Origin of the sequence: Paraflavitalea pollutisoli (assembly GCF_029360705.1) — a bacterium.
GTDB classification, from domain to species: domain Bacteria; phylum Bacteroidota; class Bacteroidia; order Chitinophagales; family Chitinophagaceae; genus Paraflavitalea; species Paraflavitalea pollutisoli.
Genome location: NZ_JARKMX010000008.1, coordinates 915,950 through 939,516, shown reverse-complemented (window position 1 = coordinate 939,516; position 23,567 = coordinate 915,950). Strand labels below are relative to the sequence as shown.

The 23,567-nt window shown below is 51.6% G+C and carries 25 protein-coding genes; 12 read left to right on the top strand and 13 right to left on the bottom strand.

What is annotated here, in order from left to right; all coding sequences use genetic code 11:
• Positions 1-175 precede the first annotated feature (175 nt).
• Together P2W70_RS17765 and P2W70_RS17760 are read left to right on the top strand one after the other, a co-directional pair.
• Positions 176-1,336 (top strand): helix-turn-helix domain-containing protein, encoded by a 1,161-nt coding sequence (locus P2W70_RS17765; RefSeq protein ID WP_276482847.1) that lies wholly within the window; start codon positions 176-178, stop codon positions 1,334-1,336.
• A 118-nt stretch (positions 1,337-1,454) separates the two neighbouring features.
• The gene (locus P2W70_RS17760; RefSeq protein ID WP_276482846.1) at positions 1,455-2,843 is read left to right on the top strand and encodes a serine hydrolase; all 1,389 of its coding nucleotides are present in this window, start codon (positions 1,455-1,457) and stop codon (positions 2,841-2,843) included.
• A gap of 70 nt (positions 2,844-2,913) precedes the next feature.
• Here the strand turns inward: P2W70_RS17760 and P2W70_RS17755 are convergent, their stop codons facing one another.
• The 4 genes from P2W70_RS17755 to P2W70_RS17740 all read right to left on the bottom strand — a co-directional run bounded on the left by P2W70_RS17755 (position 2,914) and on the right by P2W70_RS17740 (position 6,221).
• The gene (locus tag P2W70_RS17755) at positions 2,914-3,246 is read right to left on the bottom strand and encodes a 2Fe-2S iron-sulfur cluster-binding protein (protein WP_276482845.1); all 333 of its coding nucleotides are present in this window, start codon (positions 3,244-3,246) and stop codon (positions 2,914-2,916) included.
• 11 nt (positions 3,247-3,257) lie between these two features.
• Positions 3,258-4,262 (bottom strand): NAD(P)/FAD-dependent oxidoreductase, encoded by a 1,005-nt coding sequence (locus tag P2W70_RS17750; RefSeq protein ID WP_276482844.1) that lies wholly within the window; start codon positions 4,260-4,262, stop codon positions 3,258-3,260.
• Positions 4,263-4,662: 400 nt separating this feature from the next.
• Complete coding sequence (locus P2W70_RS17745) at positions 4,663-5,463, bottom strand: hypothetical protein (RefSeq protein ID WP_276482843.1); 801 nt, start codon at positions 5,461-5,463, stop codon at positions 4,663-4,665.
• Positions 5,464-5,570: 107 nt separating this feature from the next.
• Positions 5,571-6,221, bottom strand: coding sequence for a hypothetical protein (locus P2W70_RS17740; protein ID WP_276482842.1), 651 nt, complete (start codon positions 6,219-6,221; stop codon positions 5,571-5,573).
• A 283-nt stretch (positions 6,222-6,504) separates the two neighbouring features.
• Here P2W70_RS17740 and P2W70_RS17735 point away from each other — a divergent pair, with 283 nt between their 5' ends.
• From P2W70_RS17735 to P2W70_RS17725, 3 genes are all read left to right on the top strand, one after another.
• The gene (locus tag P2W70_RS17735; RefSeq protein ID WP_276482841.1) at positions 6,505-7,041 is read left to right on the top strand and encodes an RNA polymerase sigma factor; all 537 of its coding nucleotides are present in this window, start codon (positions 6,505-6,507) and stop codon (positions 7,039-7,041) included.
• Between the two features lie 3 nt (positions 7,042-7,044).
• Positions 7,045-7,854 (top strand): anti-sigma factor, encoded by an 810-nt coding sequence (locus P2W70_RS17730; protein ID WP_276482840.1) that lies wholly within the window; start codon positions 7,045-7,047, stop codon positions 7,852-7,854.
• Between the two features lie 164 nt (positions 7,855-8,018).
• The gene (locus tag P2W70_RS17725) at positions 8,019-8,432 is read left to right on the top strand and encodes a hypothetical protein (protein WP_276482839.1); all 414 of its coding nucleotides are present in this window, start codon (positions 8,019-8,021) and stop codon (positions 8,430-8,432) included.
• A 150-nt stretch (positions 8,433-8,582) separates the two neighbouring features.
• Here the strand turns inward: P2W70_RS17725 and P2W70_RS17720 are convergent, their stop codons facing one another.
• From P2W70_RS17720 to P2W70_RS17710, 3 genes are all read right to left on the bottom strand, one after another.
• On the bottom strand, positions 8,583-8,834 hold the full coding sequence (locus P2W70_RS17720; protein ID WP_276482838.1) for a hypothetical protein: 252 nt from the start codon (positions 8,832-8,834) through the stop codon (positions 8,583-8,585).
• A gap of 160 nt (positions 8,835-8,994) precedes the next feature.
• Entirely contained in the window at positions 8,995-9,804 is an 810-nt protein-coding gene (locus P2W70_RS17715) for an SOS response-associated peptidase (protein WP_276482837.1), read from the bottom strand.
• A gap of 1 nt (position 9,805) precedes the next feature.
• Positions 9,806-10,048, bottom strand: coding sequence for a hypothetical protein (locus P2W70_RS17710; protein WP_276482836.1), 243 nt, complete (start codon positions 10,046-10,048; stop codon positions 9,806-9,808).
• A 177-nt stretch (positions 10,049-10,225) separates the two neighbouring features.
• Here P2W70_RS17710 and P2W70_RS17705 point away from each other — a divergent pair, with 177 nt between their 5' ends.
• The 4 genes from P2W70_RS17705 to P2W70_RS17690 all read left to right on the top strand — a co-directional run bounded on the left by P2W70_RS17705 (position 10,226) and on the right by P2W70_RS17690 (position 13,950).
• Positions 10,226-11,161, top strand: coding sequence for an extracellular catalytic domain type 1 short-chain-length polyhydroxyalkanoate depolymerase (locus P2W70_RS17705; RefSeq protein WP_276482835.1), 936 nt, complete (start codon positions 10,226-10,228; stop codon positions 11,159-11,161).
• 155 nt (positions 11,162-11,316) lie between these two features.
• A complete protein-coding gene (locus P2W70_RS17700; protein WP_276482834.1) occupies positions 11,317-11,598 on the top strand; it encodes a hypothetical protein in 282 nt (93 codons plus the stop codon).
• Positions 11,599-11,912: 314 nt separating this feature from the next.
• Positions 11,913-13,067, top strand: coding sequence for an acyl-CoA dehydrogenase (locus P2W70_RS17695; protein ID WP_276482833.1), 1,155 nt, complete (start codon positions 11,913-11,915; stop codon positions 13,065-13,067).
• Positions 13,068-13,191: 124 nt separating this feature from the next.
• The gene (locus P2W70_RS17690) at positions 13,192-13,950 is read left to right on the top strand and encodes a YggS family pyridoxal phosphate-dependent enzyme (RefSeq protein WP_276482832.1); all 759 of its coding nucleotides are present in this window, start codon (positions 13,192-13,194) and stop codon (positions 13,948-13,950) included.
• Between the two features lie 399 nt (positions 13,951-14,349).
• Here the strand turns inward: P2W70_RS17690 and P2W70_RS17685 are convergent, their stop codons facing one another.
• Complete coding sequence (locus P2W70_RS17685) at positions 14,350-14,991, bottom strand: dioxygenase family protein (RefSeq protein WP_276482831.1); 642 nt, start codon at positions 14,989-14,991, stop codon at positions 14,350-14,352.
• Between the two features lie 272 nt (positions 14,992-15,263).
• Here P2W70_RS17685 and P2W70_RS17680 point away from each other — a divergent pair, with 272 nt between their 5' ends.
• From P2W70_RS17680 to P2W70_RS17670, 3 genes are all read left to right on the top strand, one after another.
• Entirely contained in the window at positions 15,264-16,289 is a 1,026-nt protein-coding gene (locus P2W70_RS17680; RefSeq protein WP_276482830.1) for a sensor histidine kinase, read from the top strand.
• Entirely contained in the window at positions 16,286-17,008 is a 723-nt protein-coding gene (locus tag P2W70_RS17675; protein ID WP_276482829.1) for a LytR/AlgR family response regulator transcription factor, read from the top strand. Before P2W70_RS17680 ends, P2W70_RS17675 begins: the two co-directional genes overlap by 4 nt.
• A 72-nt stretch (positions 17,009-17,080) precedes the next feature.
• On the top strand, positions 17,081-18,763 hold the full coding sequence (locus P2W70_RS17670; RefSeq protein WP_276482828.1) for a glutamine--tRNA ligase/YqeY domain fusion protein: 1,683 nt from the start codon (positions 17,081-17,083) through the stop codon (positions 18,761-18,763).
• 69 nt (positions 18,764-18,832) lie between these two features.
• Here P2W70_RS17670 and P2W70_RS17665 read toward each other — a convergent pair whose 3' ends face one another.
• The 5 genes from P2W70_RS17665 to P2W70_RS17645 form a co-directional block, all read right to left on the bottom strand.
• Complete coding sequence (locus P2W70_RS17665; protein WP_276482827.1) at positions 18,833-20,152, bottom strand: baeRF3 domain-containing protein; 1,320 nt, start codon at positions 20,150-20,152, stop codon at positions 18,833-18,835.
• Between the two features lie 116 nt (positions 20,153-20,268).
• Positions 20,269-21,009, bottom strand: coding sequence for a glycine-rich domain-containing protein (locus P2W70_RS17660; protein ID WP_276482826.1), 741 nt, complete (start codon positions 21,007-21,009; stop codon positions 20,269-20,271).
• Positions 21,010-21,101: 92 nt separating this feature from the next.
• Entirely contained in the window at positions 21,102-21,632 is a 531-nt protein-coding gene (locus P2W70_RS17655) for a hypothetical protein (RefSeq protein WP_276482825.1), read from the bottom strand.
• Between the two features lie 14 nt (positions 21,633-21,646).
• Positions 21,647-22,990: an amidohydrolase gene (locus P2W70_RS17650; RefSeq protein WP_276482824.1), complete on the bottom strand. Its 1,344-nt coding sequence runs from the start codon at positions 22,988-22,990 to the stop codon at positions 21,647-21,649.
• A 12-nt stretch (positions 22,991-23,002) separates the two neighbouring features.
• Positions 23,003-23,554: a GNAT family N-acetyltransferase gene (locus tag P2W70_RS17645; RefSeq protein ID WP_276482823.1), complete on the bottom strand. Its 552-nt coding sequence runs from the start codon at positions 23,552-23,554 to the stop codon at positions 23,003-23,005.
• Positions 23,555-23,567: the final 13 nt, after the last annotated feature.

Genomic DNA, 23,567 nt, shown 5'->3' with positions numbered 1-23,567 from the left:
ATTCAAGAAGAGACCTTTTCAAATGTAGTACTACACAAACGATTGCCATACGCGTATATTAACCAATGCCGGGTGATTATTAACCTACTGTACCAGTTTATCTACCACCAGGCCGCGACAGTTTCCATCAGCTACCGCCTGATGAATAACCTGCTGTAAATTGGTATCTTGGGTCATGGATTCGATGGTAAGCCTTTTGAAGCTGATCATTACGCTGGGCATTGTGCAGGGAGCCATTGCAGGTGGCCTGTTGTTTTGGGGAAAGCGTAACCAGCCAGCCAATCGTTATCTCGCGGTCATGATCTGGTTCTTCTCGCTGGCCTGCCTCAACCTGCGTTTCTTTCAAGAGTCTACCTTATATACCACAACGCTCGGTGGTTTTATCGGCGCGTTTGTGCCGCTGATGTGGATCATGCCGCTGGGTCCGCTGTTCTATTTCTATATACGGGCAAGTATGGACCCGGATTTCCAATGGAAGCGGCGTTACCGGGTTCATTGGATAAGCACCTTCTTCGATCTCGCGCCGCAACTGTCGGCGATCGTTTATATAGGTGGTATATTACTCGGCCTGGTCACCCATAAAATTCCGCTCGGCGAATACATCGATGTATATAATGTTTATGTAGACATTCCCCGTTGGCTATCATTTACAGGGTATCTGTGGGCCGCTCACCGTTTCCTGCTGGGTTACCACGCAGGCAGGGGTGTACAAAACGATCCTGCGACGGCACGGTTGATTTCCGTGCGCTGGCTGCGGCAGTTTATATGGGCCTTTTTAGGTTTCCAGGTATTGTGGCTGGTTTTTCTGATTCCCTATGTATGGCCCGGTAATAGCGAACCGCTGTTAGCGGTCGTGGGCTGGTACCCGATCTATGTGCCGCTGGCCATCCTGATCTATTGGGTGGGCATCAAGGCCCTCCTCGTGACTTATCAAATTCCCATGGCTCTTCCCCAAAAGGCGACACCTGTGCAGGTACTGACTGCTGAAACGGTAGGACAGTCACTGATCATATTAAAGAAGGCCATGGACGAAGAACAACTGTACCTTGATCCTGACCTGAGCCTTAGTTCCCTATCGAAGCACACCGGTATTGCACCCAAAACCATCTCGGCAGTACTGAACCAACACCAGCATTCCAGTTTCAATGAGTTCATCAATGGTTACCGCATCCGTGCTTTCCAGCAGCGCCTGCAGCAAGCCGACCTGCAAACCATGACCATTACCGGCATTGCTTTCGACTGCGGTTTCAATTCTCAGGCTACTTTTCAGCGGGCCTTTAAGCAGGTGACCGGCATGTCGCCCACCGAATACCGCAAGACCGCTATGCAGGGCTGAAACCAGGCGACACGCTCTCAAAGACCTGTTAAAACCCGTCATCAGTACTAGTCAAATCGCGATATGACTAGGTCAACCCCTTCTTTTACAGGTGTTTTGCTGGTAAAAATCACCTGTTATGAAAATCGTCCGCGCAGCCCTCTTGCTGCTGTTTAGTGTAGCCAACGATACGGGTTTTGCCCAGCCCCGGTCGGACAAAGCCATTGAAAGATCGCTCGACTCAGCCCTGCAGGCCAATTTCCAACCCAACGAACCCGGCATTGTGGTCCTCGCCGCCCGCCAGGGTAAGATCATCTACCAGAAAGCCTATGGCAGCGCCAACATCGAACTGGGCGTGCCGCTGCAACCGGATATGGTATTCCGGATCGCCTCCGTATCCAAACAGTTTACCGCCATCGGCATCCTGCAACTGATGGAGCTGGGAAAACTTCGACTCTCCGACAGTATCCGCCAATACCTGCCCGATTTCCCGTATAAGGGGGCTACCATTACCATTGAGCACCTGCTGACCCATACCTCCGGTATCCCCGATTTCATGGGCATCGATCATCCCGACCGGTACATCGAGCGTCATGACCTGACACTCCAATTGATCATCGATCATTTCAAGAACGCACCCTTGCAGTTCAAGCCAGGCACCCGGTATGCCTATAGTAATTCGGGCTATACCTTGTTGGCAGCCATCATCGAAAAGGTAAGCGGACAACCGTTTCACCAGTACATGCGCAAGGCCGTACTGGACAAAGCAGGTCTGCAGCGCACGTACTACGAACACGAAATGACCGTCATCCCCGGGCGCGTGGCCGGCTATACCCGCGACAAAGGTTATTATCAGAATACCTATTTTCAAAGCATCAGTCTCGGGTATGGTTGTGGCGACCTGTTGAGTACGGTGGGCGATCTGTACAAATGGCACCAGGCATTGTATGCTTACAAGCTCGTATCGAAGCAAACCCTCGAAAAAGCCCAGAGCTCTTATACGTTGCCGGATGGAAACCCCACGGGCTACGGTTACGGATGGATCATCACCACCAAGTTTGGTATGCCCTATATTAAACATGAAGGACAGGTGAGTGGATTTATCTCCCTGGAAGGGTACCTGCCCGGGCAGGATATTTTCGTGGCTGCCCTTACCAACCTTAAGTCAGGAGAAGACCGTACTGATTTCAGCTCACGTCGCTTCATGCTGCTCAATGCCTTGCCCGAACTGGTCGCTGGTACACCGGTGCAGGAACTGACGCTTTCGAAAGAGGAAATGGCTGGTTATACAGGTAAATACAAAATGGCCAATGGCAACAACAGGTTGGAGGTGATCGTGAAGGATGGCCGCCTGTTCCTGCAACAAGGGATGCCTTTCAGGATGCAGCCGATCACACAACGAAAGTTCTTTGTGCCGGATATTCCCGGCGATGCCACGGTAGAATTTGTATTGGATGCCTCCGGTAAGTCGACCGGCTTACTGGTGTGGCAGGGAGGAGTGAAGTATGACTGGTTGCGCGTGGACTAAAAAGAAAAAGCGGAAGACAGCAGGCGATGGTATCGCCGCGTCTTCCGCCTGGTATAATCATCTTTAACAATTACCCAATCTCGATGTCCTCTTCCGCGCAGAGCTGGAATACGGCACCAGCCATGTTCTCATCAACCCGCAACTGGCAGGCCAGCCGGCTGTTTGGCGCCGCATCGGGCAGGGTGTCGAGCATATCGAGCTCGGCATCACTATGACCTGCGAGGTTATCCATGCCTTCCAATACCTGCACATGGCAGGTGCCACACATCGCCATGCCACCACAGGTGGCCAGTACGTTGTATTCATTGGCTTTGAGGATCTCCATCAGGTTCAACCCCATATCCTCGGGTACTTCCAGTACCTTTTCGTCTCCCAACTTGTTGAGTACGGTAATATTGATCATGACTGCTAAGTTTAAAATGCGTTGACACCATTCACGGTCGTATACTTGAAGCTCAACCGCTGATTGGGATACACGTGCTTGAAGGCGCTTTGTGCCATCAGGGCCGATTCGTGGAATCCACAGAGGATGAGTTTCAGTTTACCGGGATAGGTATTGATATCGCCAATCGCGAAGATGCCTTCTACATTCGTCGAATAGTCGAAGGTATTGACGCTGATGGCGGCTTTGTCGATGTTCAGTCCCCAGTCGGCGATAGGGCCCAGCTTGGGGCTCAGTCCGAATAAGGGGATCAGGTAATCCGTTTCCATCGTGGTGATGGTCTTGTCGGCTCCTTCGATATGTACTTCGTTGAGCTTACCGTTGCCGCCGATCTTCACGATGTTGGACTTTAACACCAGGTTGATCTTACCGGCTTCTGCCAGGTGGAATACCTTTTCGGCAGAGTCCGGAGCGCCGCGGAACGTTTCACCACGGTGTACCAGGGTAACCGAGCTGGCCACGTTCGACAGGAAGATGGTCCAGTCGAGGGCAGAGTCGCCGCCACCGGCCAATACGATCTTCTTGTCGCGAAATAGTTCAGGATCTTTTACCATATAATTGACGCCCTTGCCTTCAAACAGTTCGAGTTGCTCGATGGCAGGTTTGCGGGGCTCGAAACAACCGAGGCCACCAGCAATGGCGATCACTTTACAATGGATCTTTGTATTGTCGGAAGTACCAACGATAAACGATTTATCCTCCTGACGCTCGATGGTCTCTACTCTTTCACCCAGGCTGAAAGTGGGGGCAAAAGGAGCAATCTGCTTCATCAGGTTGTCGACGAGTTCCTGGGCCTTGATTTCCGGGGCACCGGGAATATCATAGATCGGTTTCTGGGGATAGATCTCAGAAAGTTGACCGCCAACCTGGGGTAAAGCGTCTACCAGGTGGCAGCGCATCTTCAGTAAACCCGCTTCAAAAACCGAGAATAAACCCACCGGGCCGGCTCCAATAATACAAATATCAGTAGTAATCATTATGTATAATCCTCGTTATTTAAGTCTGCTACAAGCATTTTTGTTGGTTTCCCAACTGCCTGTATCCGTGGCTGGCCCGAGGCGTTGGCCATTTTAACCGCGTGCAAAATTACGACGCAGCTAGTTCATTTTCAACCCTATTTGGAAATCAAGTTTACGCAATCAGAAAAAATACCTAGCGAAGCGTCCTAACTGCACATAATAACAGTATGCCATCGGGATAGTTCACTGAAAGCCAGGCAGGTGATGACGGGGTTAAAATTTCGCCAAAACAGTGGACGAGCCGGGACGTTGTGGAGGATTGGCGCAACCTACGGTGCCCTTTTTAATGCCGACCTCTTACAAACGAATAAAGCGGCTTCCGGGGGAATCCGCTTTATTACAAGTTGTGAGGTCCTATTTAGAACGTAATCGTAATCTGCTTCACTTGCCCGTCGTATTCGATCGAGGCCGTGCCTTTCTGGCTGCATTTGTTGGGCCAGGAAGAACGGTTGGGGCCTAGTTCCCAGGTGAGTTTGGTGGCTGTAGCACTCGAGGTGTAGTCCCAATAGGTGTTGGTGGAGCTATTGGAAGGCCCATAGCTGTTAAACCAGGTTTGCCAGGTAGACTGTCCCTGTGAGCCGATCACTTCTGCGGTAAGCGTTCCGTTGAAAGCGCTGCCCTGTCCCCAGGTGTTGACGCTGGCGCAATCACCGGTCGGTTTGTACACGCGGATCTTGAAAGTACCTTTTTTCGGGCCACTGCTGCCACTGCCAGATCCCGAGCCGCTGCCCGAACCGGAGCCCGAGCCGCCACCGCTACACGGGAAATTGCTGCTCTTGACATACTCGGTGGCATTATTGGTGTTGATCGCCTGGTCGGGTACACCCACGATCAACTTGCCACCCGAATACTTCAGCGGAAATTTGATGGTATTGCCACTGATGACAAAGGTCATGGAGGGTTCGGACGCATTGTAGGTGCCTACCGTGACGGCGCCGTTCACACAGGTCCGGGCTACCGATCCTTCAAAGCTGATGTATGCTGTACGCTGACCATCGTTGCGGGACCAATAACTGCCGGATCCACTGCCCGAGCCGCCGCCACCAGCCACCGTATCTTCTTCGTCTGCTACATCCTTTTCGCAGGCGGGCAATGAAAAGAGGAGTGTGCCCAATGCCAGGCACTTTAATACTGTAAGGGTCGATTGGGTCGATTTCATCAGGGGGGTATTTAAGTCGGTAAAATAGGCAGCAACCCCCGCCGGTAAAATACTCACTAATGAGCATATTCAGGGCGACGCCAATCCTTTTGATATTTGTCAATTGCCTACTTTTTCAACAACCCATCCTTGACCAGCTGTGCGATCAGCTTCTTCGGATAATCGCGTACGAAATTGTCGATACTTCCCGGGTTCACCGTCTCCGACTGCGCACTCCAGATCAGCTTTTCATCATTGGTCCTGTACAGGTTGGTTTCCAGAAAATAGGTTTTGTCGGTGGTGTAGTAACCCGGATCCCATAGGTTGGGGTACCAGTAGTTATAATAGGAGTAGAAGCCGCCATACCAGCGATAGGCGGGGTAGGGGGCATAGAACCGGTTACTGCCCGGCACGTACCGCGTGTCACTTTCTTTGTTGATGAGCGAAATGGTGAGGATGGCGTCCACCTTCGATTCTTTGATCTTGTCGAGCAGGGCCTCGCGGGTAGGCATGGTCACCGTAAAGGTAGCGGGGAAGTACTCGGTGCTCTTCACGACCATGATGTTGCGGGCGGCAGCCTCCGCCGCCAGGGCGTTTTCCAGTTTGGTACGTACTTCCATGTTCTGGCTCATCGAGGCGATGAATACGCTGGCGTTCTCTTTGACATTTCCTTTAAGCTCAGGATCGATCCAGGAGCCAGTGATGCGGGTATTGCCGCCACAGGATCCCAGCATCAGGAGGCATAGCAGAACAGCCGCCGACAGTGTGTAATGTTTCATGCGTGTATGATTGATTGATGAACGAAGCAACAGGATCGGGCATGGACGGTACTACGGGCGGTTGGGGGCTTGCCGGCCTGGCAAGCTGGGGAGCATTTCGAGAAAACGGCTGTTAACAGACTGTGCGACAAATATACAGTAACCCTCAATAGCCGGGGGGGCGGTGTTGCCAAAAGGTAGAAAACCGGAATGGGAAGGCGGGATACCGGTAATTATTTCCGGGAGGTAAACTATTTAACCCTGCACTTCGTACATAAGGTACATCTGATGCACTTTATCACTTTTGAAAGGTTCACCAACATATTCTGAACAGGAGCTCGTTGATTTGCTGAAGCAACGCACACAACAGGCTTTTAGCTACCTGTACGACAATTACGCGGCAACACTGAACGGCGTCATACTGGGTATTATCCAGGACCCGGAAGTGAGTGGCGATGTGTTGCAGGAGGTGTTTGTGAAGGTCTGGCGGCAGATCGGTACCTATGATCCTTCCAAAGGCCGCCTCTTTACCTGGATGTTTAATATTGCCCGTACAACCTCGATCGATATGCTCCGCAGCCGCGAGTGGAAGAACAGCCAGCGCAACCATTCGCTGGATGATGCGCATACGGACCTGCCCGAAAAACGGGGCATTGGGGAAGAAATGGGCTTGCGGAAAATGATCAGCGGATTGCGGGAAGAACACAAGGTATTGGTCGAGTTGAACTATTTTGAGGGCTATACACAGGAAGAAATATCGGGCATGCTCAATATTCCGTTGGGGACTGTGAAGACCAGGATGCGGGCGGCCATTGTACAATTAAGAAAACAGGTGCAATAAACAGTGGATATACAGGCATACATAGAAAGCGGTGTCATTGAAAGCTATGTGTTGGGCATAGCCAATGAAGCGGAGGTGGCCGAGCTGCAACGCCTGCAGCAACAGCACCCCGAGGTGGCCGACGCTATTGTTGCCTGTGAACAGTGGTTGCGCAACACGGCCGATCGATACGCCGCTCCTGTACCCCTGGCCGGTAAAGACCAATTATGGGCTGCCTTACAAGCGAGCGAAGAACAGACGACCTCACCGGCTATTAAACCCACATTAGCACCGGTACGCTCCCTGCGGCCAGCCGGCCGTTACCTGGCTGCTGCTTCGCTGATCCTGCTGGCGGGTAGTATTGCCCTCAATATTTACTTCTACAGCCGCTATACCCACGCACAAGACCAGTACCTGGGTTTGCTGACCGAGCGGGGCACTCTGATGGCCGATAACAAGGTCTACCAAACCAGGCTCAATACCCTGCAAGGACAGCTGCAGGTGTTGACCGATACTGCCCTGTTGAAAGTGCCCATGCCAGGCGCTACCGGTAGAGAACAACAGCTGGCTACTGTATACTGGAACCGCCAGACGAAAGACGTATACCTGATCAGTAACAACCTGCCGGCGGCACCGGCCGGTAAGCAATACCAGTTATGGGCCATCGTTGATGGCAAACCGGTCGATGCCGGTGTACTCGGTGACTGTGCCTCCTTGTGCCAGCTAAAGAATATCGGTGCAGCGCAGGCATTCGCGATCACCCTCGAACAGGCAGGCGGTAGTCCTGCGCCCGATCTTACCCAGCTACAAGTGATGGGCAAAGTGCCTTCCTGATAAGACAGCGGTCAAATCTTTCATTAGGCAAACTTTTATTACTTCCCACTTCGTATATAGAATAACACCACAGCAGCACGGTAACTTCTCTACCACCGCATTTGCATAAGGAAATGTTCGATTGACGGTTTTATCTTTTTATTCATCATACTAAATCAAACACAATGAAACGGATTGTAGGCCTGATGGCTATTTGCATGCCCTTACTCGTAGCAACTACCAGCAATGTACAAGCTAATACGGTAGCCAACCCAACACCGCATCATAAGCATACGATGGACGACTGGAAAAAGTCAACGACAGGCACCTGGCCTGGCATGAAAGATGGCGTTACGTATTGGTACAAGCTCGACAAGAAAGCAGGATTGTGGTGGAGCACCGATGGTAAAAAATGGGCGGAAGTAAAAGAAGGTGCCTGGGCCGATAAGGATGGCAAATGGCTGAAGATTCATGACAAGAAACTGGTATGGAGCACAGATGGAAAAGCCTGGGCAGAAGTGCCTGAATGGAAATGGGAAGGATCTGATGGCAAGTGGTATAAGTTCGATAGCAGCTGGATGCTTTGGATCAACGGCTAGCACGCAATGTCAACATAAGCAAAGAGGGAGCTTCCTGGAGGCTCCCTCTTTTTTTTGTCATGGCAATAGCCGGTTTTTCATAGTACTACGGATGGGAGGGAGGAGGATAGGTGAATGGTACAATAAGCTGACAGGCAGGGATGCCCGTGCCTAGGTAAAATCTTTATCAAACAGGCGGATGATCATACTGCAGGGTACGTCCAGCAACTGGCTCATCTGCTTGATGTCTTTGTAACGCAGGTCGGTTGGGTTGTTGATGATATCATCGATGCGGCTGGTGTTCTTACGCAACGCTTTGGCCAAAGTAGATTTGGGCAGGGTGTGAAAGATCTCTTCGAATTCAGCGATGCTTTGGGTTTTAATGAGGTTGCTCGTGGCCTTATAACGTACATCGTTAAGCATTATCGAAAGTAAAATAAGAACGGCGCTTTTGATGCGCCATTCTGTACTTTCTTCGATACGATCCGTACCTTATACGATACATAATGTATTAATAAAGTCTTGTTTGGTAGTATACGCGCTACTATTGGTAGCTGGGGGGATACAAAATGACTGCAACGGGTCAGCCTATTGCCTCAAGCGCCGGCAAGTCTTCATACGCGAATGCTTCCGACGGATCGACCGCTTCGCGGAAATCTTTGGCAATGCTATAGGCTTCCATGTCAGCCGCAGGATATTGATAGCGGGCAATGGCAGTAATGCGTTCTTCCGACAGGTCTTCCAATAGCCATTCAAACGCGAGGTCTTCCGGCAACAGGGTGGGCATGCGCTGCTTGCTATTGTGTACCTGGCCCATCAGTGTATTGGCTGCCGTGGTAATGATGGCAAAGGTCTCTATATATTCACCGGTCTGCTGGTCGGTCCAGGGTTGCCAGATGCCTGCCATAAAGAAATAGGGTTTGTCCTTCACTGAAATATGATAGGGATATTTGATGGCCGTCTTGACGGGCTTACCTGTTTTTTTGCTGACGGGAAAAACATGACGCCATTCATAAAAGCCGGTCGACAAGACCAGGCAGCGACGCGATAAAGCGGCCTGCCGGTAGATCTTACGGGGCTGCAGCAATTCTTCCGATACCGCATTGAGGGTCGTGATCATGGGATGAAACACGCCTGCTGCATCCTTGTAACCAAATCGCATCTTCTGGGCAGCATCGCGGTCCCTGATATACGACGGGATAAACCCCCATTCCATCTGCACCAGCTCAAAATCAGCTTCGCCCTCTTTCTTCTTCAGCACCGGGTGCTGACCATACTCAAACCCAACGTGCAAGGGGTTGCTGAGGAAATCGTAGTTGGCAATGAGTTTCTCCAGTTGTTTCAACCGGATGTATTCGATCTTGGTAACCTTTACGCCGTTGTAATAGCACATATTAGCTGGCTTTTTTGAAATGAGCTTCAATAAGCTGACCGATCGCCTGGGCCAACTCCAGTTTTCCTTCGGGAATTGAGGTCCAGAATACCTGACCATCGGCCCCGGTAGCCGTTGTAATGACAAGCGGCTTTTTATCGGGCAAAGGGATCACAAACATCGGCCTGCCTGAGAGGGATAATTCCTGCACGGGCACGGTCCTGTCCTGGAAAATGATCTCGAAGTGATTGACGGGTGTAGCCATGGTATGGTGGTTGAGACCCTCCAAAGATACGTATCGCTAAAGTTATTAGCAACAAAAAGGCGCCCTTCCTGGCGCCCGGGTTAAACCTTTTACCAGGGGGCAGGTCCTACCCATACTTTAACCGGGAAGCAGGCGTTTATAGAACCTGTTTCCATTACCTCCATGAAACCAATAGAGATGCAATCCATTGTTCGCTGGCCCTTGGCCCTGTTATCGATCTTCACCGTGTTGGCCTGTGGCAAGGACAGGGACAACACCGATCCCAACAAGAAATACCATCTCGCGGGCAGTATGACGGTCGATGGCAGAATCCGTACCTACTGGCTCAACCTGCCTCCGGGATATGATGCGGGCAATAATTATTCGCTGGTCATTGCGCTGCATGGAGGTGGGGGATCGGGCGAACAGTTTGAAGAATCCTCTCGACTGTCGGAAAAAGCAGATTCGGAAAAGTTTATTGTGGTATATCCCGAGGGCGTACAAAGCGATGGACTGTTGCGTGCCCGCACCTGGAATGCCGGTACCTGCTGCGATTACGCCGTGGAGCAAAATATCGATGATGTGAAATACATCAGTCTGCTCATCGATCAACTGACCAGTAAGTATAAGATCAATCCCAAAAAGGTATATGCCACTGGGCATTCGAATGGGGGTATGCTGAGTTATCGCCTGGCTTGCGAACTCTCCAATAAGATCGCTGCCATCGCGCCCAACGGCTGTACCATGGTCGTGAAAACACCTTGCAATGCTCCCCGTGCGGTGCCCATCCTGCACATGCATTCGGCAAAGGATCAGAATGTACCCTACAAAGGCGGTATCGGCAGTGGGGTGTCCAATACGTATTTTCCACCGGTCGATTCGGTCCTGAATGTATGGTCCACGCGCAACGGCTGCGCCGTCAAAAAGCAGACGGTAGAGACGAACAGCCAATTCGTGCATTGGGCCTGGAGCAATTGCGCCGGCAACAGCTCGATACAATGGTACCTGACAGCCGACGGCGGACATGCCTGGCCCGGTGGACTACCCGGCCGTAGCGGTGCCGATGAACCCGCTACCTCCATCAAAGCCAATGACTTGCTCTGGACTTTCTTTCAACAATACCAGGTCCCTTAGCAAGCGGCAACCCTTTCCAGGGAGCTGTGTTTTTCACGCTCCCAAAAGGGGGCGGAAGAAACCTGGAACAAGCTATCCCTAGCTACATCGATACCCGCGGGAGCAAACTGCGGTAGCTCCTTGGTGGATTCCTGAATACTAATTAATTTAGTAGCATGAAAGGGGAGATCACCGTGCGGATCGAGGGATACATGCGTCGCTACCCGGTAGAGCGGATCTCGGCTACGCCGAAATTCGAGCAATTCCGGGTATCCGGGCGCAATGGGTTTATTGTATTTCAAAGTAACCGGCCATTACTGCGTGGTAACGGGCTGAAGTTAAAGCGGATCGACTGGAAGCTCATAGAAGGTTCGCTGCGCAGCATGAGCGCCAGAGACGCCCTCGCCAACAGCCTCGACGAATACGTGCGTCGGCTGGAGAAAGAAGGGAATTTGTAAGTGGCACCCCAATTCCTTGCTGCTAGGTTCAGGAAAGCCCGCTCCAGGCCATTGTTTCCTTCCCTCTACCTCTCAATAACTACACAGCCGACCGGAAACCTGCCCATAGCCACAAAACAGAACGAACAATTGTTAGTATTTGTGATAAATTCTCCTATTTTTGTTGCCACCACTGGCGGGTTTTGTCCGTGATTCCTTCGGGAATTGTTCGGTCCACCATTGGGAAATACCAAAGCGTTCCCGAAGAAAAGGCGAACAAGTCCCGAACGAAGGGGGTATTCGTATACACCGACAAAAAAAACGAGATAGGCCATATGCAGTTCCAATTATCAGAAGAACACGAGATGATCCGCAACGCTGCCCGTGATTTTGCACGGACAGAATGTTTGCCGGGCGTTATCGAAAGAGACGAACACCAGAAATTCCCCAAAGAACAGGTCCTCAAACTGGCTGAACTAGGCTTTATGGGCATGATGGTCGATCCGCAGTACGGTGGCGCCGGCCTCGATACCCTCAGTTACGTACTGGCCATGGAAGAGATCAGCAAGATCGACGCCAGCGTGAGCGTATGCATGAGTGTCAACAACAGCCTCGTTTCCTGGGGGCTCGAAGCCTACGGCACCGAAGAACAGAAACAACAATACCTGACACCCCTCGCACAGGGCCGTAAAGACGGCGAATTATACATCGGCGCCTTCCTGCTGAGCGAACCCGAAGCGGGCAGTGATGCTACTTCCCAGCGCACGACGGCAGAGGACATGGGGGATCATTACCTGCTCAACGGCACCAAGAACTGGATCACCAATGGCTCTTCCGCATCCGTATACCTGGTCATCGCACAAACCGATGTCGCCAAAGGCAGCAAAGGTATCAATGCCTTTATCGTCGAAAAGAAATGGCCCGGCGTGGTAGTGGGCGCCAAGGAAAACAAACTCGGCATCCGCGGCAGCGATACGCATTCTATCCTGTTCAACGATGTGAAGGTGCCAAAGGAAAACCGCATCGGCGACGACGGCTTTGGTTTTACGTTTGCCATGAAAACCCTGGCCGGTGGCCGTATCGGCATCGCCTCCCAGGCATTGGGTATTGCGAGTGGTGCTTATGAACTGGCGCTGCGCTACTCGAAAGAACGCAAGGCCTTTGGCAAAGAGATCAGTCAGCACCAGGCCATTCAGTTTAAATTGGCCGATATGGCCACGCGCATTGAAGCCGCCCGTTTACTGTGCCTGAAAGCCGCCTGGGATAAAGACCAGCACAAAGATTACGCCCTCAGCTCTTCGATGGCCAAAGTATTTGCCAGCGAAACCGCCATGTGGGTATCTACAGAGGCCGTTCAGGTACACGGCGGATATGGTTACGTGAAAGAATATCATGTGGAAAGACTGATGCGTGACGCCAAGATCACGCAGATCTATGAAGGCACCTCCGAAGTGCAACGGATCGTGATCAGCCGCTCCATCCTCAAATAGGTTTTAGCCAATACTATCTGTAAGTTATGCCAGTGACGTTCATGTCATTGGCATATTTTTTTAGTAAATAGTGCTAGTTTTGGCGTTTGCATCCAATCCATCTATAGACAAGCAATCCATCAACATGGCGATCAACATTGAGCAATACAAGGCCATCACGGCCGAGCTGGGCACCTCCGTAACACTGGTGGCCGTATCCAAGATCAAACCGGTCGAAGACATACAAGCCCTGTACGACCTGGGGCAACGGGACTTTGGCGAGAATTATGTACAGGAACTGGTCGAAAAACAATTGCTGCTCCCCACCGATATACGCTGGCATTTTATCGGCCACCTGCAGTCGAACAAGGTAAAATACATCGCGCCTTTTGTTCACCTCATCCACGGTGTCGATAGTTTCAAATTGTTGCTGGAGATCGACAAGCAGGCGGGGAAAAACAACCGGGTCATCGATTGCCTGCTACAGGTGCACATCGCACAGGAGGAAACCAAGTTTGGGTTCAGCGATGAAGAACTGGCTGAGGCCATGAAAGTCCTGCGCGCCAATCATGCGTCGGGCCTGTTGGGCAACGTGCGCGTGGTGGGCCTGATGGGTATGGCCTCCTTTTCGGAAGACCAGCAGATCGTTCAAAAAGAGTTTATGTACCTGAAGGGATTGTACGACGAATATTTTCCCGCGGGTGATGGTTCAGCCACGCCAGTGGCGAATGAACCTGATACGGCTGCTGCATTGGCGGCAGCAGTGGTGCGCCCGATAGCACCACCATTACCTACTGCTATGCTATCGATGGGCATGAGTAATGATTACCGGCTCGCCATTACCTGTGGCAGTAACCTTGTACGCATCGGCAGCCTGCTTTTTGGCGCCCGCTCCAAGCCCTGAGATCGACCATTTCTACCGATTCATCTTACAATAGCACGCAACCACCGAATAAATTATACATACCGCCCCCGAGGCGGTATTTTTACTATGCAATCAGGATATAAGATAGTGTTTTTCATAGGTTATTGATTAATGGTTAAGGGCTGTGTCTACAGCTCTTTTTTCTTTTTATACCCTCCTGGTACCATCTACTTAATACCCTTTACAGGGCCGCGCTATTGACTTATGCAGGTATGATTTTTACAAAAACTACGGCTTTGGTTCATTCAACGCAGATAAGATGGCAATCATCGAATAGATTATAGAAGCGCCTCGTTGATGTGTAATTTTACGGTAGATATTAAAGGTAAAAGATAGTGTTTTTCATAGGTTATTGATTAATGAATACAGGGGCTGTTTCTACAGCCCTTTTTTAATGGGATAACCGGGAATGCCGGCTCCCAATACGATATCACGCGTAGCGATCAGCAGGTCGTTGCGGTTGCTGGTGCGCACAATGCCACTGCCGCCATAACCAGGCTGTTTAGCCCGTTCTTCTGGTGTCAGCAACGGATCATCGTCAAACAGCCACTCATCGACATAATACGGTTGCATATCTGCCTCCCGGATAACAGGATGGATATGGGCAGGTATCTTGTCATTCGGGTAGGCAGCCGGTCGCAACGTGTAGAACGCATAACGTCCATCTGCACCGGTGCGGATCCATCCCCGGATATACCCATGCCGCTTTACCCAGCCTGTTTCGCCCCCACGCGTAGCATACAAGCCCCGTTGATCGGTATGATAAATATACAATACCACATTGCGGGCCGGCGTCTTACCATCGTATTCATAGATCACACCCGTCACCAGCATTTTGGGGCCAGCCTCCGAAAAGTCGGGCAGGGTGTCGACCGCATTGAGTTGTTCGAAAGGTACCGGCGATTCATAAATGGCTTCGCAGCCCTCGCAGGGCATGCTGAATGCTTTGCGTTGGGCAGGTTGTGCACAGGCCGATAGCCCGAGCAGTTGGGTCAACAGGAAAACATAGAAGTTGCGCATAGTATAAATAGTTGAAGGTCCTCAAAGAGAAGTCAGCTGGCCCGCCTGGCGAAATGGATTACACGACCTGCCGCCGGGCCTTGATGAACCGCTGTACAGCAGCCCGGGAAGGCGCCGGTTGCGCGGTGTGTACAAAAGGCGGCCCTGGCTTTGCACGTTCGCAAAGGCGATGGTGTAAACATGACCGACCGCCAATCTGCAGTTCATGTAGCCGGCACACCGGAAGGTGTAAGAAAAAGCACCGGCCGGTTTTTGTATATTTAATTTGCGATATGCAAGAAGTTTCTTTTTTCAGGCGCTATAAATTGGACCATCTGCTGGGCTGGCTATTACTGTTTGCAGGCTGGCATTTCTTTCGTTACCAGGATTACCCCCGCAATACGGGATGGATCATTACCGCCCTCAAAGTGGCCGACCTGGCGTTGATGGTATACATCACCAACTACCTGCTCATCCCTCGCCTCCTGTACCGTAAGCAATATGTTTTGTTCGCGCTGGTATTCCTGGTCGTCGTCACCGCCTGCAGTTGGTTGAAATTGTACCTGGAAGGGCAGATCATGCACCGGCCAGCCCTCTTCAATGTATTCAACGAAACCAAGCGGCGCTTCTACGACAATGTCATACCGCATATCCTGCTCGTGAGTACCGGTGCCGCCATTAAATTGCTGGTAGATTATGCCCGCGCGCAACGCAGGCTGGGAGAGGTGTCGAAAGAGAAAGCAGAAGCCGAGCTCAATTTCCTCAAGTCACAGATCAACCCACACTTCCTGTTCAATTCGCTCAACGCGATCTATTTCCTGATCGATAAGCAAAACACCACGGCGCGGCAAACCTTGCTGCAGTTTTCGGACCTGCTGCGTTACCAACTGTACGATTGTAATGCCGATACCATCGATATTAGTCAGGAAGTGGCCTACCTGCAGGATTATATTCGTTTGCAGCAATTGCGAAAAGACGAGCAGTATGAGGTACAGGTAACGGTCGACCCGGCCGTGCAGGGGTTTTCGATAACGCCCTTGTTACTGATCCCATTCGTGGAGAACGCATTCAAACACTTGTCGCATTACCCGGACCGGCGCAACTTCGTACACCTGCACCTTTCCAAAGTCAGGGACCGTTTTCACTTTTCGATCGTGAATTCGAAAGAGCCCCACCAGCGCAGTACCGAGCCGCGGGGTGGTATCGGGTTGAACAACGTGCGGCGGCGCCTGGAACTGTTGTACCCGGGTAAATATGACTTGCAGATCGAACACAATGATGCTACCTTTACCGTAGCGCTAAACCTTCAAGTGTCATGACACTACAGTGCCTCATCATTGACGATGAACCGATGGCCCGCACCGGGCTGAAGGAGTATATCCAGGATGTTGCTTTTCTGCAGCTGGCCGGCGAGTTCGACAATCCCATGAAGGCCATCGATGTACTACAGCAACTGACCATCGACCTGCTCTTTCTCGACATCCAGATGCCGCGGATGACCGGCCTGGAATTCCTGAAGACGTTATCGCATCCGCCCCTGGTGATCTTTACCACGGCCTATCCCAACTATGCCGTCGAGGGATTCGAGCTCAATGCCGTCGATTACCTGCTGAAGCCTTTCTCGTTCGAACGGTTTTGGAAGGCTGTGACACGCGCCAAAGCCCTGCGCGAACAGGCCGCCGCAGGCAGTGCCACACCCGCGAACGCCGATGACGACTATTTCTTCATCAAAAGCGATAGCAAGCTCATCAAGATCCGTTACGATGAGATCCTGTTCGTAGAAGCCCTCCAGAACTACGTGGCAGTCTATACGACCGACAAAAAATACATCACTTACCTCACTTTCCGCAGCGTGGAAGAGTACCTGCCCGCCGGTCGGTTCGTACGCACCCACAAATCGTACATCGTGGCTGCCGGCAAAGTCGAAAGTATAGAAGGAAATGATATACGTATCGGGCAGCACCACATCCCCATTAGCCGCACCGAACGGGACGCCGTACTGCAGCAACTGCTCCAAAACCGCCTGCTGAAACGCTAATATTTCGTACATTCGCCACCACCATATGCCACGGGCGTCGACCGACCGTGGCATCTTTGTAAATACGGCACCATGACTGAGATTAAAAAGACAGAAGAAAAAAGCCTCAATTTCATCGAAGAGATCGTCGAGGAGGACCTGAAAGCGGGCAAATACAAATCCATTGCTACCCGTTTTCCGCCAGAACCCAATGGCTACCTGCACATTGGTCACGCAAAAAGCATCTGCCTCAACTTTGGGTTGGCCCTCAAATATGGCGGTACCACCAACCTGCGCTTCGACGATACCAATCCTGTAACAGAAGACACAGAGTATGTAGACAGCATCAAAGCCGACGTGCAATGGCTCGGATTCCAATGGGCCAACGAATTATACGCCTCCGATTATTTTGACCAGCTGCACGGTTTCGCCGTAAAGCTGATCGAAAAGGGACTGGCTTATGTAGACGACTCGACTGCCGAAGAGATCGCCAAGCAAAAAGGAACACCTACCACGCCCGGTAGCCGCAATCAATATGCCGACAGAAGCACGGAAGAGAACCTGCGTTTGTTTGAGGAGATGAAAGCCGGAAAATACAAGGATGGAGAAAAAGTATTGCGCGCAAGGATCGATATGACTTCGCCCAATATGCACTTCCGCGATCCCATCCTGTACCGCATCAAACATGCCCATCACCACCGTACCGGTGATACCTGGTGCATCTATCCGATGTACGATTTTGCACATGGTCAAAGCGATTCGATCGAGCATATTACCCATTCCATCTGTACGCTGGAGTTTATTCCACACCGCCCCTTGTACAATTGGATGATCGAGCAACTGGAGATCTTCCCGTCTCAACAATATGAGTTTGCGCGTCTCAACCTCAACTACACCGTGATGAGCAAGCGCAAGCTGAAGCAACTGGTGGAAGAGAAACACGTAACCGGCTGGGACGATCCCCGTATGCCCACGATCAGTGGTTTCCGCCGCCGTGGTTATACCCCCGAGTCGATCCGCGATTTTTGTGATCGGGTAGGGGTAGCCAAAAGGGACAATATCATCGAATATTCCCTGCTCGAGTTCTGTATCCGCGAACACCTCAACAAGATCGCTCAACGACGGATGGTGGTATTCGATCCGCTGAAGGTAACCATCACCAACTTCGTCGCGGGCGAGGTAGAGATGCTGAAGAGTGAAGACAATCCTGAAGATACCAATGCTGGTCACCGCGATGTACCCTTTTCCAGCGAACTGTACATCGAGCGGGAAGATTTCATGGAGCATCCGCCCAAGAAATTCTTCCGCCTGGCACCCGGTGCCATGGTGCGCCTGAAAAGTGCTTATATCATCAAATGCGATGAGGTGGTGAAGGATGAAGCCGGAAATGTGGTAGAACTGAAATGTACCTATATTCCCGAAAGCAAGAGTGGTTCCGACACCTCGGGACTGAAAGTGCAAGGCACCTTGCATTGGGTCAGTGTAGCACAGGCCATCAGCGTAGAGGTAAGGGAGTATGATCGTTTATTCAAAGTGGAAGATCCCGCCAGCGAAGAAGGTGATTTCAAGGAGTACATCAATCCTGATTCACTGCGCGTGGTGGGAACTGCGTATGCAGAACCTGCTTTAAAGACAGCTCGCTTTGAAGAGCGTTACCAATTCCTGCGCAAAGGGTATTTCTGCCTCGATCGCGATACCTCCGAAGAGCGCATGATCTTCAACCGCACCGTGACCCTGAAGGACGCCTGGGCAAAGGAAGTAAAGAAAGCAAAGTAAATTACTGTTTGTAATAGCAAGTGGGCCCCCTGAACAGGAGGCCCGCTTTTTTGTGACATGATTCATCTGCTAACTTTCTTCATACCGGAATATCGCGGCGATATCGGAGCGCTCCGGCATCTTCCTCCGGTCAATGTAAAACACTTCACCACCTGTCATGAGTGTATGGGTAATGGTCAGGTCAAGCAGGTCTTCATTGCTGCCCGTACTCGTCCCCTCGATATTCAATACATTCGTTTCTTTGTCGAAACTGCCCCATAGCGGTTCTTTGCCGGCAACAAACAAGTGCGAGATCCTGCCATAATGAGCGGCCGGAATGATCTCAGCCAGGTTGACCGAGGCCAGCGCTGTCACCGAATGGTTGCGGTATAATTGCAACGCTTTGTTTTCACGCTCTTCGAACCAGGGCTGCATCAGGGCACGTGCCTTGGCGTACAGGCTGCCCGTCTCTTCTTTTTCATGGCTGCCGGTAAGTGCTGCTTGCCACAGGTGTGGGTAGTCGTTTACGGATCGATAGATCGGCAATACGGAATCGACACCTGCCAGCAGCAATGGCACCTGTTCATTGTTGAGCACGGCGGTTTTCAATGCGTCGTTGACCTGTTTAAAAAACTGGTGGGTATCGGTGGAAGAACCGCTGATGCCGTAGAATTCACTCTCAGCAATGGGGCTTCCATCGGCAGCCGACCACGGCACGGCCACATCGCTGCCGGGCAGGTTGGCTACTGGCACATACGACATACCATAGTCGTCGGCCCGGAACAGCTTCGCCTGCTTTTTACTCATGACCAGCAGGTAAAAATATTCGGCGCGTGGAAGTTGCCCGATTAGCGGGGCCAACGAAAAACTTTTATTGATATAGGCCTTCTCAACCGGTGCCTGCTGCAGGTGAATATAACTGCAGAAGTTATCGCCGGCAAACAGGGCCAACCCCTTGTTCTGCCGCTTCCAGAAGGCGGTATCCTGGTAGAGTTCATAGGCAGGCTGCAGCCAGGAAGTAATGCGGTCGTCCTTATATCCAGCCTTTTTAAGTTGCTTCGTGGCATCCTGGAGCAGGCTTTTAAAGCGAATGGCATCCTGCTCTTCATTGACGGCCATGCCCGATGGGTGGGTAGGCATATAGATCGAGATGCAGGCTTCGCTGCTGATGGATTGTAGTTGAGTCAGTATTTCTTTGTTAAGAAGGGGAGGCAGTTCTATGGCGGATGATAACCGCGTGGCTATCTGGGCGTCGTTTTCGCCGTCTGCTGGCGGTTGTTGACGGTTTTTGGTATTGTCGCGCGCATTGTCGGCGCCTTTATTGACGTTTCTATTTGGGTGGCGGACGGTTATGTTATTGGTCAGCTCATCCGAATGGGTGCGGTGTTTGTCAAATATTGGTTTGCTCATACGGTACGATTTTACCGGAATGGGAACAAACAGCATGCCCTCCGTTACACCGCCTGAACCGTGCAGCGACTGTGCAACACGTTGAGGATAAATGCCCCGGTATGGGGTGGCATGCCTCAGTCGCCACCACCACAACCACCGCCGCAGCCGCCACTGCATCCCCCGTCGCCGGAACAACCACTATGGCTGTCGCTGCCGGCGCACCCTCCGCCGCAGCCACCGGAGCAGCCCGATCCGCCCTGGCGGTTGCGGTTAGGGGTCAGGATCACGAATCCCACAAACCCCAGGAGGACGAATACGCCGAAGTTGGAGAACAGCCAGGCTAATACGATGCCTGCAAGGATCAGCCAGATACCATGGTAATTCCGCTTCCACGCTGGTTTGTGTATGAGCCAGTGTGTGCTGGTATTGGTTCTTACAAAATGGTTGTGACTAAATCTTATTTCGCTGGGCGGCCATATGTCGTCGGGCGGTGTCTCGTTGAAGGTGAGCCGGTAAAGCTGGAGGGTGGCTTCGTAGAGGTCGAAGAATTTCTGTCGCTCGGATGGGCCGCCTTCTGTAGGTGTGTGGTGAAGGTCTTTTTGGAGAATGTCGCGGCAGAGATCGTTCCAGTAGGATTTGGTGTACACAAGGTGCAGGTGCCAGGCCTGGTCTACTTCATCAGAGGGCGTCACGGGGTGGGGACTGATCGTGCAAAGGAATAAGAACTTTTTGTACTCGTTGATGACCCGTTCGGTAAGGTGCGGAGACCAACCATTTTCCCGGGCCAAACGCTGCGAAAAGGTAAGTGCGTCATTGGGGTTGTCTGGAGAATAAGCTTCCAGCTTACTCCACAATGGGGAATCTTGCATTAACATAAAGAACTCTTTTTCAAAAATAGCTCGCCAGTATTACCCCAATGTTAACGGAATGATCTTTTTAGAACTAATGCAGATCAGCATTCGTGCCATCAATCTTTTACATATTGTTTCGAGTAGAGCAGTTGTCCTGATTGGTATTTTTCTACTTTTAGCGTATCGCCATGTTTTGTAAAGTAAGTCCAGGTGCTGTCCTTTTTGAAGGCAGCTTCTCCCTGCGTAGCATAGTCCAGAGAGTCGGCTATGAAATACTGTACCAGGTATCTTGGCTGTTTGGACGATGAATAATTCCAGGACCCCACCTTATATATTTTTCCATTTCGGGGATGATAAGCGCTTGAGGGGGACCATGTTGTGGGTTTAAATTGAATGGCTACTGCCAACAAAGGAAGGGGCGTGCAAAAAAGCAATGTCAATATTGTCCACTGTGTCATTCCCTTCCTGAATAGCTCCCGGCGTCGAACAATCGCCAGGACGATCGATGCCACTGCGGTTGCAATAAAAACAGCGGGCAGCCAAATCACCGCAAATGCTAAACCAAGTCCTGATCCCCCTGGTTGACTGGCCGCATACCCAAAGAAGGCCAGGATCAATAGATGGGTCAAGATGGCAATAATCAGCAAAGGCAGGAGTCTCCTCATTTCTTGCCGGGGTTTTGTACACCGGCGCCGCTTTTCAACCGCGCATAATCAAACACGAGCTGACAAAATCCCTTCACGCCTACATCTAACCGGCTGTCGTCGATAAAGAAATCGGGTGTATGGTGGGGCGGCGCTTTCTGACGCTCAGTGCCTTTGGGGCGACCACCAATGAATAAAAAGAAGGTAGGGGCTTTGGTAGTGAAATATGAAAAATCCTCCGACCCGGTCATCCATTCCCGCGCACTCACATTGTCTTTGCCGGCAGCGGCTTCCAATGATGGAACCATCATCTTGACCAGCTCCGGGTCATTGTAGGTCACCAATGTTTTGGTATCGATGCTGACTTCTGCCACAGCGCCCATGGCGTCGGCCACGGTAGTAGCTACTTTGCGGATGCGGTCATGGGTTTCCTGTTGCATCTTGCTATCGAGTGTGCGGATCGTGCCTTCCAGGAGGGCTTCTTCCGGGATGATGTTGTTGCGTACACCGCTGTGGAATTTACCCACAGTGATCACCACGGGCCCCTTGGTAAGCTCCGATTGACGGCTGACGATGGTTTGAAGCGTACTAATGATCTCGGTACTGACGACGATCGGGTCAATGCCTTTCCAGGGTTGCGAGCCATGGCTTTGCTTGCCCTTCACCTTGATGGTGAACCAGTCGGAACTGGCCATAAACGCACCGGGTTTGTATTCGAATTTGCCGACCTCGATGTCGGATTGAATATGAAAGCCAAATACGACGTCTACTTTGGGATTGTCCATCACGCCCTCTTTCACCATCAGTGGAGCACCGCCTTCTTCAGTGCCGGGCGGACCTTCTTCCGCTGGTTGAAAGAAGAACTTCACGGTGCCGGGCAGGTCTTTCTTCATCGACGCCAATACTTCCGCAGCGCCCATCAGCATGGCCATATGGCTATCATGGCCGCAGGCATGCATCACAGGTACGGTTTGGCCCAGGTAGTCGGCCGTTACAGTTGATTTAAAAGGAATGTCCACACGCTCCTGTACCGGCAATGCGTCCATATCTGCCCGCAGGGCAATCACCGGCCCGGGTTTGCCACCCTTGAGTATTGCAACGATGCCCGTTTTGGCAACACCGGTTTGCACTTCCAGTCCCAGTGACTTTAGGTGGGCAGCCACATATTCGGCGGTCTTGAATTCGCGGTTGGATAATTCCGGATGCTGGTGCAGGTAACGCCGCCACTCCACCAATTTGGGTTGCAGTGCCGTCGCTTTCTGTTCGATGGTGGCAGTAAGGTTTTGAGCAAAGCCCGGCAAAGAGACCAGCAGGAGGGCGGTTAGTTTGGTAGCAGCGCGCATGAACGAATGTTTATCCATCAATATAGTCAATTACCGCCAATCCCACACCACGATATTCCAGGTGTCGATGGCATCGGGGTAAGTATAGATCGTTTCAAAACCGACCCGCTTGTGTGCCTGGATCGACCGTGTGTTGGAAGTGCTGATCTCGGTAATGATAAAATCGAACCGTGGACTATAGACTGTTTTGTGGTGGGCATAAAGCTGGTCAAACAGGCCCTGGCCGCGGTGCGCCTTGCTGACGCACACCTGTCCCATCACGTAAAAGGAGTAATCGTGCAGGGGTTTGCCTTTCCATTGGGCCTGGTCGAAGCTGGCAAACATCGCATCGATCTGTTTGTACAAAGGGCGGCTTTCGAGTAACACGGTCATCGCATAGGCCACCACCTCGTCCTGGTGCTTAATGATCACACTGGGTGCAATGGCATGCAATTGCTGCAGTAGGGGCAGGTCGAATTGCACGGTGAGAAACCCTTGCTCTTGCTTCTCTTCGGGCGAAATAAATTGCTTAAGGTTCTGGCGCTGCAGTTCGAGGATCTGTTCCAATTCCTGGTCAGTGCTGACGGTAGTGGCGGTGTACATGCTGCAATATACG